Annotated in this window: 6 protein-coding genes; 2 read left to right on the forward strand and 4 right to left on the reverse strand. The window is 69.9% G+C overall.

All coding sequences use genetic code 11. The features are described 5' to 3' along the window. Window positions 1-311: 311 nt before the first annotated feature. Both KUM32_RS31935 and KUM32_RS31940 read left to right on the forward strand, forming a co-directional pair. Complete coding sequence (locus KUM32_RS31935) at window positions 312-2,543, forward strand: bifunctional glycosyltransferase/CDP-glycerol:glycerophosphate glycerophosphotransferase (RefSeq protein WP_217145438.1); 2,232 nt, start codon at window positions 312-314, stop codon at window positions 2,541-2,543. 23 nt (window positions 2,544-2,566) lie between these two features. Further along, window positions 2,567-6,175 (forward strand): bifunctional glycosyltransferase/CDP-glycerol:glycerophosphate glycerophosphotransferase, encoded by a 3,609-nt coding sequence (locus KUM32_RS31940; protein WP_217145439.1) that lies wholly within the window; start codon window positions 2,567-2,569, stop codon window positions 6,173-6,175. A 68-nt stretch (window positions 6,176-6,243) separates the two neighbouring features. On the opposite strand, the gene KUM32_RS31945 is transcribed toward KUM32_RS31940, so the two are convergent. From KUM32_RS31945 to rplU, 4 genes are all read right to left on the reverse strand, one after another. After that, the gene (locus KUM32_RS31945) at window positions 6,244-8,214 is read right to left on the reverse strand and encodes a glycosyltransferase (RefSeq protein ID WP_308408766.1); all 1,971 of its coding nucleotides are present in this window, start codon (window positions 8,212-8,214) and stop codon (window positions 6,244-6,246) included. A gap of 351 nt (window positions 8,215-8,565) precedes the next feature. Further along, window positions 8,566-10,002 (reverse strand): GTPase ObgE, encoded by a 1,437-nt coding sequence (obgE, locus tag KUM32_RS31950; RefSeq protein ID WP_217145441.1) that lies wholly within the window; start codon window positions 10,000-10,002, stop codon window positions 8,566-8,568. Between the two features lie 104 nt (window positions 10,003-10,106). Further along, entirely contained in the window at window positions 10,107-10,361 is a 255-nt protein-coding gene (gene rpmA / locus KUM32_RS31955; RefSeq protein WP_003976205.1) for a 50S ribosomal protein L27, read from the reverse strand. A gap of 14 nt (window positions 10,362-10,375) precedes the next feature. Beyond that, a complete protein-coding gene (rplU, locus tag KUM32_RS31960) occupies window positions 10,376-10,696 on the reverse strand; it encodes a 50S ribosomal protein L21 (protein ID WP_004931419.1) in 321 nt (106 codons plus the stop codon). Window positions 10,697-11,074 lie beyond the last annotated feature (378 nt).

Raw genomic sequence — 11,074 nt, forward strand, 5'->3', positions numbered from 1 at the left:
GACTCGTCCGTACGCCGGGGAAAATCGAGTCGGGCACTTGGGACGGAAGGCGACCAACGCCAATAAAGGGGACAGGGGGACGGACTGTGAGGAAGTTCTCCAGCCGCCCGGAAGCTGTCGATTCGCCCCCGGACCGCGGACGTTTCCCGCCGTGGCGGGGCGGGGACCCTCCGCCTACCGTGCCCGCGGAAACTTCGCGTGAATCCTTTACGCTGATGCGGCGGCGCGCTCCAGGCCCCCCTACGGCGCCGGGAACGCGTTCCGGTCGCAGCCCGCGGTCCCGTGGTCAGTTCTCGGAACAGGTTGTAAGGATGCCCAAACTCTCTCTCGTCGTCCCCGTGTACAAGGTGCAGGGCTATCTGCCCGAGTGCCTTGACTCCGTACTCGGACAGGACTGCACGGACTTCGAGATCATCGCGGTCGACGACTGCTCGCCGGACGGGTCAGGGGCCATCCTCGACGAGTACGCCAAGCGTGACTCCAGGATTCATGTGATTCACCTCACGGAGAACGTGGGGCTGGGCCGCGCGCGCAACGCCGGGCTGGAGAAGGCCACCGGTGAGTACGTCCTGTTCCTGGACAGTGACGACACGCTGTCCGACGGCGCGTTGTCGGCCATTCGCGACCGGCTGGAGGCCACGGGCAATCCCGAGATCCTCGTCTTCGACTACGCCCGCACCTACTGGGACGGCAGGCGCCGCCCGAACATGCGCGCGGACCTGCTCAAGGAGGAGGGCCCGGACGTCTTCTCCCTGGACGAGCGCCCCCGGCTGCTCGACCTGCTGCAGATCGTCTGGAACAAGGCCTACCGGCGGGACTTCGTGACCCGCACCGGGCTCACCTTCCCGCCCGGGTACTACGAGGACGCCCCCTGGACGTTCTGCTCCCTGATCAGTGCCGAGCGGATCGCCGTACTGGACCGCGTCTGCGTGCACTACCGGCAGCGCCGCGAGGGCGGCAACATCCTCAAGACCGTCAGCCGCAAGCACTTCGACGTCTTCGACCAGTACCGGCGCGTCTTCGACTACCTCGACGCGCACCAGGAACTCGCGCAGTGGCGAGGCCCGTTGTTCCGGAAGATGGTCGACCACTACCTGACCATCCTGGAGCGGCCGGGCCGCCTGCCGCAGGACGCGCGGGCGGAGTTCTTCCACCGCGCCGCGGCCGACTACCGCGCCCGCGTCCCCAAGGGCTTCTCCCGCCCGCTCGGCGGACGCGGCCACAAGTACGGGATCCTGGAGCGCGACGCGTACGCGACCATGGTCAGCGCCCTGGCCGCGGTGAAGTTCCGCCAGCGGGTCAGGACCAGCACCCGCTCCGCGCTCAACCGTTCCAAGCGCAGCGCGATGGGTGCCTTCTACCACTCGCAGCTGAGGCTGCCGCTCGACGACGACCTGGTGTTGTTCTCCGCCTACTGGAGCCGCAGCGTCTCCTGCAACCCGGCCGCCATCGACGCCGAACTGGCCCGGCTGGCGCCGCGCATGCGCCGCGTCTGGGCGGTCCGCGCGGAGAACGTGGCCGACGTGCCCAAGGGCGTGCGGGTCGTGCGGGTGGGCTCGCGCGAGTACTGGTCGGCCGTGGCCCGCGCCAAGTACCTCGTGAACAACGTGAACTTCCCGGACGCCGTGGTCAAGCGCGAGGGCCAGGTCCACGTGCAGACCCATCACGGCACCCCGCTGAAGACCATGGGCCTGGACCAGCAGAAGTACCCGGCCTCCACCGACATGGACTTCGACAAGCTCCTGGAGCGGTGCGACCGCTGGGACTACAGCATCAGCTCCAACCGGTTCTCGACCGTCGTCTGGGAGCGGGTCTACCCCTGCTCCTACACCACGCTGGAGACCGGCTACCCGCGCAACGACGTCCTCGTCAACGCCACCTCCGAGGACGTGCGCGCGGCGCGTGCGGCGCTGGGGCTGGCCGACGGCACCAAGGCGTTCCTCTACATGCCGACGCACCGCGAGTACCAGCCGGGCTTCACCCCGCCGCTGGACCTGGCCCGGCTCGCCGACGAGCTCGGCCCGGACGTGACCGTGCTGGTGCGCGGCCACTACTTCTACGGCAGCTCCCCGCACGTGTCCGAACTGCGCCGCACCGGCCGCATCGTCGACGTGTCCGGGCACCCCCGGGTGGAGGAGCTCTACCTCGCCGCGGACGCGCTGATCACGGACTACTCCTCGGCGATGTTCGACTACGCCGTGCTGGACCGCCCCGTCATCAGCTACGTCCCCGACTGGGACGTCTACTCCGCCGTGCGCGGCACCTACTTCGACCTGCTCCAGGAACCGCCCGGCGCGGTGGCCACGACACAGGCGGAGCTGCTGCGGCTGCTCGCCTCGGGCGACTACGACAGCCGGGAGACGACCGAGCGCCGGGACGCCTTCCGCCGGCGTTTCTGCGAATTCGACGACGGACACGCAGCCGAACGCGTGGTGCGACGCGTCTTCCTCGGTGAGGAGACCGCGCTGCCCATCGTCCCGTTCGACGAACGCCCTCACGCCCCGACCCCCGCCCAGGCGCTCGAACTGGTCGAGCGGGCCTGACCCCGAAAGGAGATCACCAAGCCATGGCCCCTCGGCTCAGTGTCATCGTCCCCATCTACAACGTGGAGCGGTATCTACCCGCGTGTCTGACGTCGCTCGCCGCGCAGACCATGCCCGACCTCGAAGTCCTCATGATCGACGACGGGTCCCCCGACGGTTCCGCTGCCATCGCCGAGGAGTTCGCCGCGCAGGACCCCCGCTTCCGGCTCGTGCGGCGGGAGAACGGCGGCCTGGGCGCGGCCCGCAACACCGGTCTGGAGCACCTGGCGCCGGAGAGCGAGTTCATCGCCTTCGTCGACAGTGACGACATCATCCCCTCGGACGCCTACCGCCTGATGCTGGCGAGCCTGGACGCGAGCGGCTCCGACTTCGCCACCGGCAACGTGCTGCACATCAACAGCAGCAAGATCTGGCAGTCGCCGATGCACCGCATCCTGTCGCGCGGTGCCGTGCAGGGCACGCACGTCTCCCGGGACCGGCGCCTGCTGACCGACCGAATAGCCTGCAACAAGGTCTTCCGCAGGTCCTTCTGGGAGGAGCACCACTTCCGCTTCCCGGAGGGCGTCCTGTACGAGGACACCCCGGTGATCGTCCCGGCCCAGTTCCTGGCCCGGTCGGTCGACGTCATCAGCGCGCCGACGTACTACTGGCGGCTGCGGGACGGTGAGGCCGCCCCGTCGATCACCCAGCGCCGCGCGGAGCCGAAGGCGGTCCGCGACCGCACGGCCGCCGTGGAGTCCGTCAGCCGGTTCTTCGGCGGGCGCCCCGAGCCGACGGCGGCCGAGCTGAAGCGCGAGTACGACCGCACCGCGCTCACCGGCGACCTGCGGATCTTCCTGAACGTCCTGCCACAGGGCGACGAGGAGTTCCACGCCGAGTTCTTCCGGGTGGTCAACTCCTACCTCGACCAGGTCGATCCCACGCTGGTGATGGAGCTGCCCACCCCCGCCCGGGTCAAGTGGCTGCTCGTGCGCAAGCACGCCCTCACCGAACTGCTCGAGCTGTTCGAGTCGGAGCGGCGCGGCGACCGCGTCCGCATCGAGGGCCTGCTGCGCAAGTACGCCGCCTTCTCGGCGCTGGAGAACAGCCAGGTCCGGCTGCCCAAGCGGGCGCTGCGCATCGATCCCGACATGAAGGCCACCGCTCCCCTGCGGGAACTGGAGTGGCGGGGCGGCAAGCTGCGCATCGCCGGGCACGCCTGGATCAACCGGGTGGACCAGTCCTCCCCGCGCAGTGCCGTCAAGGTGCTGGCGATCAAGCGGGACGGCTCGCGCAAGCGCACGGTCGTGCCGCTGCGCAACGTGCACGCTCCCGAGTGCACGACGCTGTCCGGCCAGCGTCAGTACAACTACGACTGGGCGGGCTGGGAGTACGAGCTGGACCCGGCGCGGCTGCGACGCGGCAAGACCTGGCAGGAGGGCACCTGGCACCTGGGCATCGGCATCGTCGCCTCGGGTCTGGTCCGCAAGCGCGCCATCCACACCAGCGGTGCCGCGGCCCAGAACCACGCCACCTACCAGTGGCTGGACGACGACTTCCGCCTGCTGCCCAGCACCGCCACGGGCTCGCTCAAGCTGCGCATCGAGCGGGTGCGCGCGCTCATCACCGCCCGCCGCCAGGTCGGCGACCTCCTCGAACTGGAGGGTGAGGTCCGGGTGCCGCTGGCGGCGGACGAGACGGTCTCCCTGGCCGTCACCAACCGCAAGAGCGGCGAACGCCTCGACTACGAGGTGGAGCTGAGCCCGGCCACGGGTGAGCGCACGCCGTTCCGGGTCCGCGTCCCGCTGCAGGACGTCGCGCTGCTCCCCGAGCACATCGACGCCACCGGGACCGACGTGTCCAGCGGTGGCGCCGACCCGGCGCAGGTGGCCCAGCGCAACTGGTCGACGCAGCTGGTGGCCACGGACGCCGACGGCAAGCAGCGCAAGTTCGGCACCGTGGTCGCGGACAGGCTCCCGGACCTCCAGGTCCGCCTGCCGCAGTCGCTGGGCGAGCAGGTCGACCGCTTCGAGCTCGCGGTGACGGCCGGCAACACGGGCTACCTCAAGTTCTCCAGCCGCTCCCTGCGCGCCCGCATCACGGACGTGCGCTGGGCGGACGGCCGGTTCTCGGTGTACGGCGAGGCCCCCCGTGACGTCACCGGCTGGACGTTCCTGGTCAAGGCCCGCGACTACTTCGACGAGAAGACCGTCGAGCTGAAGGCGGACACGAGCGGTCACTTCGAGGCCCACTTCACCCCGTCCCGCATGTCCGGCCCGTCGAAGACGCTGCCGCTCAAGACGGGCCGCTGGAACCTGTACCTGCGGTCCTCGGACGACGGGCCCGACATGCCCTGCGTCCTCGACCGGCACGCCACCTCCAAGCTGCCGCTCTCCGGCGAGCACGACGGACGCGGCTACGACTTCGAGGCCCGCTGGTTCGACCACCCGCAGCTGCACTGCCTGCCGGACCTCACGATGCAGGAGCGCGGTGCCTACCACCAGGCCCGGATGCGCCGGGAGGTGTACGAGGCGGGCCGCAGCAAGCCGCTGCGCGAGGCCATCCTCTACATCAGCTACAACGGCAAGCAGTACTCCGACAGCCCCCGGGCCATGCACGAGGAACTGGTGCGCCGCGGCACGGACCTGGAACACCTGTGGCTGGTGCGCGACGGCCAGGTGGAGCTGCCGTCCACGGTCAGCCCGGTGCGCTTCCAGAGCAACGACTGGTACGACGCGCTGGCCCGCTGCCGCTACATCGTGACCAACGCGCACCTGCCGCACTGGATGGAGCGCCGCCCCGAGCAGGTGATCGTGCAGACCTGGCACGGCACCATGCTCAAGAAGATCGGCCTCGACATCGCCGCTCCCAAGTTCAACCCGGACTACCACGAGCAGCTCAAGCAGGAGGCGGCCAACTGGTCGATGCTGGTCTCCTCCAACCGCTTCAGCACCCCGATCCTCAAGCGGGCCATGGCCTACGACGGCGAGATCGTGGAGACGGGCTACCCCCGCAACGACTACCTCTACGCCGCGGACCGCGACGAGCGGGCCGCCGAGATCAGGCGGCGGATCGGCATCCCCGAGGGCAAGAAGGTCGTCCTGTACGCGCCGACCTGGCGCGACGACCTCTCGCACCGCCGGGGGCAGTTCAAGTTCGAGCTCCGTCTCGACCTGGACGACGCGCGGCGGCGGCTCGGTGACGACCACGTCCTGATGATCCGCAGGCACTCGAACGTCGTGGACAGCATCCCCGGCGCGGGCAACGGCTTCGTCTTCGACGTCTCGGAGTACCCGGATATCGCGGACCTGTACCTCGCGGCGGACCTGATGATCACGGACTACTCGTCGGTGATGTTCGACTACGCCCACCTGCGGCGCCCGATGCTCTTCTTCACCTACGACCTGGAGCACTACCGGGACCGGCTGCGCGGCTTCTACTTCGACTTCGAGAACGACGCCCCCGGTCCGCTGATCCACACCTCCGCGGAACTCATCGACGCGATCCGGGACATCGACGCCGTGTCGCAGAAGTACCGCGCGGAGTACGAGGAGTTCCACCGGCTCTTCTGCGACCTGGACGACGGCCACGCCGCCGAGCGCACCGTCGACCTGATGTTCGAGCAGGCGCGCAGGTTCGCCGGCGAGAACTGATCGGAGACACGGAAAGGGCCGCCCGTCGACGGACGGGCGGCCCTTTCCCATGGGGTGCCGGGCGAGTGTCAGACGGTCACCGTCTTGACGGACAGCTGCGCCCCGCTGTTGAAGTACGGTCGCACCTCCACGCCCTTGGGCGCCCGGGGGGCGGTGGTCCCGTTCACCTTCCGCGCCACCCGGCGGATCTGCTTGGCCAGGGGCCCCGGTTCGGCGGCCGCGGGGGTCCGCAGGACCGGCCGCGGGTAGGTGAAGACGTCGATCGGGTGCAGGACGTCGGTGGCGAGCTTGCTGAGCGGAAGCCTGTCCTCGCCGGGAGCCGGCCGGAGCCACAGGTCCCAGATGGTCTCCTTGGCGTTGTGCTCGTCGATCAGCAGCCGGCTGTCGATGTCGGCCACCAGGGTTCCGTCCGCGCCCGGACGCGCCTCGAAGGAGAGCGTCTTCGCCTCCTCGCCGCGCCGCGACGCCTCGATCACGGTCCCGTTCGCCACGGCACCCCACAACGCGGTGTCGATGCTCAGCGTCAGCCCGTCGACGGTGAGCCGCGCCACCTCCGCGTGCCGCTCCCTGACGCGGCTGCGGATCCGCAGCCGGCCGTCGTCGTGCCGGTGGGGCAGCAGCAGGGCCAGGGCGGGACCGGCGGTACGCGGCAGCGGCACCGAGAGCAGGTCACGGGTGTCGATGCCGAAGCCGTCGGTGGTCAGCGGCACCTCCACGCCGTCCGGCGTGCCGACGAACACCTCCCACTCCCCCTCGGGCAGTCCGTCCCGCCACGGCACGACCGCCTCTCCGGCGGGCGACAGCGGGAACCGGAGCTCCACTTCGTCCCTGCCGAGCCTGCGGCAGATGACCTCGACCCCGGAGAGGTCGACGGGCATCCGGTCGGCGGTGAGCAGCACGGACCCGTCGGCCTGCACTCGGGCGGTGGCGCTGCCGGGCAGACGGCGGCGCACCAGGGCCCGCTCGATGATGGCCTCGAACCGCTCGCGGCTCGCCGTCTCGTGGAAGCGCTCGGCGTTGCGCACCGCCGCGCGGCCCATGGCCCTGCGGCGCTCCTCGTCCTCGACGAGTTCCGTCATCGCGGCGGTCATCGCGGCGACGTCGCCCTTGGGCACGACGAACCCGTCCTCGCCGTGGGTGATGATGTTCCGCGGACCGTGGTCGGCGTCGGTGCTGATGACGGGCAGTCCGGCGGCCATCGCCTCGACGATGACGTTGCCGAACGCCTCGCGCTTGGACGGCATCACGAAGATCGAGCCCTTGGCGAACTCGGGCGACACCGGCGTGGCCGGTCCCATCAGCAGCACGTCGTTGTAGAGACCGAGCTCCTCGATCTGCTTGCGGAGCTTCGCCTTCTCCGATCCGTTGCCGTAGATCCTCAGCTTCCAGCCGGGGTGCTTGGCGACCACCGGGGCGAACGCCTCGATGGCCATGGCGAAGTTCTTGTTCTCCTTCAGCAGGCCCGCGGCGATGATCACCTTGTGGTCCCCGGTCGACCGGTGCGTGGAGGCCGGGACGCAGTTGGGCATGACCTCCAGCCGGTTGCGCACGCCGGGCACCTGCTTGCCCAGGCTCACGACCTCCTCGGGGGTGAGGGCCGTGATGGCGTCCAGCACGTGGTACGTCTTGAAGAGCGGCTTCTTCTCCCACTCCGCGTAGATCGCGGGCATGGAGTGCTCCTGGGCCATGCGCAGAGGTTCCTTGCGCGCATGGCTGAGCATGACCGTGATGCGGGGGTTGGAGCTGACCACCACGTCGGCGTCGGTGTTCGCGAGCCACTCCAGGAGCCGGAGCTCGGCGAGCCGGCTGATCCACGGAACCTTCTCGTTCGGCGGGGCCGGGTAGACCTTGGGCGCGACGCCGATCAACGGGTCGTCCAGGTCCGACACCGGGGAGTTCCCGCGCAGGTCCGTGAGGACGGTGACCCTGACCCGCGAGTCGAGCGGGAAGTACGACTCGTCCCGCGACTTGCGCAGGCACACGATCTCGACTTCGTGCTTCTCCGCCAGCGCCCCGGCAAGGTTCTGCGTGGCGCTCACCACTCCGCCGATATGGCAGAGGTTGCTGACAATGAAGGATATTTTCATCTACGTAATCTCATCCAGCGGGGAAGCGTTGCATCCCCGGCGAGGGCCACAATCGTCTCATGAAAGACTCACAAACCGCCCTCATGGTTGTGCGCGCACGGCCGGTATGTGCGCGGGCACGAGAGCGGCGGGCCGGGACCGCTTCCACGGGACGCGGAGCCGCGGGCCCCGGAGGGACACCGGGCCCGGCCGCCACGACGGAGGCCGCCGCCGCCCCGGGAACGCCGAAGTGACCGGGCCGACGGCACATCGCCGTCCCGGTCACTTCTCGCGTGCCCGCCCCGCGGGACGGGGCGAAGGAGCCTAGAAGGGCTCGAAGCCGTCGAACTCCCGCTCCGCCTCGTCCCGTTCGGCGTCCCGGTCCCGGCGTCGCTGGGCGGCGGGGCGCGGCGCCTCGAACCGGTGGTCCTCGCCGCGGCGGCCGAGCATCTCGGCGCCGGCCGTCACCGACGGCTCCCAGTCGAAGACGACCGCGTTGTCCTCGGGGCCGATGGCCACGCCGTCGCCGCCGCGGGCGCCGGCCTTCAGCAGCTGCTCCTCGACGCCGAGGCGGTTGAGACGGTCGGCGAGGTAGCCGACGGCCTCGTCGTTGTTGAAGTCGGTCTGCCGCACCCAGCGTTCGGGCTTCTCACCGCGCACGCGGAACAGGCCGTCCTCCTCGCGGGTGACGGTGAAACCGGCGTCGTCCACGGCCTTGGGCCGGATGACGATCCGCGTGGCCTCCTCCTTCGGCCGGGCGGCACGCGACGCCGCTACCAGCTCGGCCAGCGCGAAGGACAGCTCCTTCAGCCCCATGTGGGCCACGGCCGACACCTCGAAGACCCGGTAGCCGCGCGCCTCCAGGTCCGGCCGCACCATCTCGGCGAGGTCCTTGCCGTCGGGCACGTCGATCTTGTTGAGGACGACGATCCGGGGCCGGTTGTCCAGCCCGCCGTACTCCCGCAGCTCCGCCTCGATGATGTCCAGGTCGGAGACCGGGTCGCGGTCGGACTCCAGCGTCGCCGTGTCCAGGACGTGCACCAGCACGCTGCACCGCTCCACGTGCCGCAGGAACTCCAGGCCGAGCCCCTTGCCCTGGCTGGCGCCGGGGATGAGGCCGGGGACGTCCGCGATGGTGTAGACGGTCGAACCGGCCGTCACCACACCGAGGTTCGGCACGAGCGTCGTGAAGGGGTAGTCCGCGATCTTCGGCTTCGCCGCGCTCAGCACGGAGATCAGCGAGGACTTGCCGGCGCTCGGGTAGCCGACCAGCGCCACGTCGGCGACGGTCTTCAGCTCCAGGTGGATGTCCCGGAGGTCGCCGGGCTCGCCGAGCAGCGCGAAACCGGGCGCCTTGCGCCGCGCGGACGCCAGCGCCGCGTTGCCGAGGCCGCCCCGGCCGCCCTGCGCGGCGACGTACGAGGTGCCGTGCCCGACCAGGTCGGCGAGGACGTTGCCCGCCTTGTCGAGGACGACGGTGCCGTCGGGCACGGGCAGGACGAGGTCCTGGCCGTCCTTGCCGGAGCGGTTGCCGCCCTCGCCGGGCTTGCCGTTGGTGGCCTTGCGGTGCGGGGAGTGGTGGTAGTCGAGGAGCGTGGTCACCGACTGGTCGACGGTGAGGATCACGTCGCCGCCACGGCCGCCGTTGCCGCCGTCCGGGCCGCCGAGCGGCTTGAACTTCTCACGGTGGACGGAGGCACAGCCGTGGCCTCCGTTACCCGCGGCGACGTGCAGCTCGACGCGGTCCACGAAGGTGGTCATGGGATGTGCCTCCAGTTACTACGGGGTTGTCTCTTGGGTAACACGCGAAAGGCGGACCCGCTTCCCGCTGGGGGAAGTGAGGTCCGCCTCGCGAAGGTTTCCGATCAGGCGACCGGAACGATGTTCACGACCTTGCGGCCACGGTGGGTGCCGAACTGCACCGCACCGGCCTGCAGCGCGAACAGCGTGTCGTCGCCGCCACGGCCGACGCCCGCACCCGGGTGGAAGTGGGTGCCACGCTGGCGGACCAGGATCTCACCCGCGTTGACGGCCTGACCGCCGAAGCGCTTCACGCCGAGCCGCTGGGCGTTGGAGTCGCGACCGTTCCGAGTGGACGATGCGCCCTTCTTGTGTGCCATCTGTTCTCAGTCCCTTACTTCGCAGCCGCGGGAATCTCAGTGACCTTGATCGCCGTGTACTGCTGGCGGTGGCCCTGACGGCGGCGGTAGCCGGTCTTGTTCTTGTAGCGCAGAATGTCGATCTTCTGGCCCTTGTGGTGGTCCACGACCTCGGCCTGGACCTTGATGCCGGCCAGCACCCACGGGTCGCTGGTCACAGCGTCGCCGTCGACGACGAGCAGGGTCGAGAGCTCGACCGTGTCGCCGACCTTGGCGGTGGAAATCTTGTCAACCTCAACGATGTCGCCGACAGCAACCTTGTGCTGGCGACCACCGCTGCGCACGATGGCGTACACGCGGATCTCACTCTCTCGCTCGGGAACGGCACCCCCGCAGTCCAGCCGCCCGGTGACACACGCGGACGGCCTCTCCCGGTCGGGGCCCATCACGGCCCGTGTCCGGAAGGAAAGAGGTTTACGGGGATGTGACGCGTCAGTCGACACGCCGACGGTCAAGATTACGGGGCGGCACGACAGGGGTCAAACCGGCGAACTCGTCGCCGTCCACCCCGGTCTCCCCGGCCACCGCCCGCGGACGGACCGGGCACGGACGTGGGCACGGACGTGGGGACGGACTGGGGGGACGGACTGGGGAGAGACCGAGGACAGACCGGGGACAGACGTGTGGTCCTGCCCGATCGGATTCCGAATGGATTCCGAACGGACAGGACCACG

Source organism: Streptomyces sp. AC627_RSS907 (genome assembly GCF_019049165.1).